Genomic DNA, 516 nt, shown 5'->3' on the forward strand with positions numbered 1-516 from the left:
CACGGTGACCTACGCCGAGCCGCTCAGGCTGCTCGAGGATGTCAAGGCCTGGGGCGGCAACCCGCTCGCCACCCGCCGTCGTGGACTGCTGGGCCGCGCCGCCTATCGGCGCATGCTGGACGCGCTGGAGGCCAGCCGTCGCGCCGATGGTACGTTGCCACTGACTTTCGAGGTTGTCTACGGGCATGCATTTCGCCCGGCGCCCCGAAAAACCGCCACCGGCGAATCCATCATTCGGTTCGACCCGCCGCGGCGATAGGTGGCGAAATGCATCCCGGCATTTGTTTCGCAGCAAGGGAAAAGCGTTTTGCGCAAGGTGGAATGCGCACGATTAAGCCAAATTCCATGGCCGCTCATCGTCCGTTATTTCGCTTGATGCTATTGTGTGTTCCACCTTATACTTCGCTGGTTTTGCATAGTGCGGGTTGGGTGCGACTAAAGAGCAGGTAGCCAGCAATGAGCAGCCGGGAATGGGTCCTGAAACGCAATTGTTCGATCACGCCGGGGCAGTTGATG

At 60.5% G+C, this 516-nt stretch carries 1 protein-coding gene; it reads left to right on the forward strand.

Going from position 1 to position 516, the window contains the following annotated elements; genetic code table 11:
- The coding region (locus JK635_RS28240; RefSeq protein ID WP_202653497.1) for a hypothetical protein at positions 1–259 on the forward strand (259 nt) is incomplete at its 5' end.
- Positions 260–516: the final 257 nt, after the last annotated feature.

Origin of the sequence: Neobacillus paridis (assembly GCF_016765675.1) — a bacterium.
In the GTDB taxonomy this organism is placed as follows: domain Bacteria; phylum Bacillota; class Bacilli; order Bacillales; family Cytobacillaceae; genus Neobacillus; species Neobacillus paridis.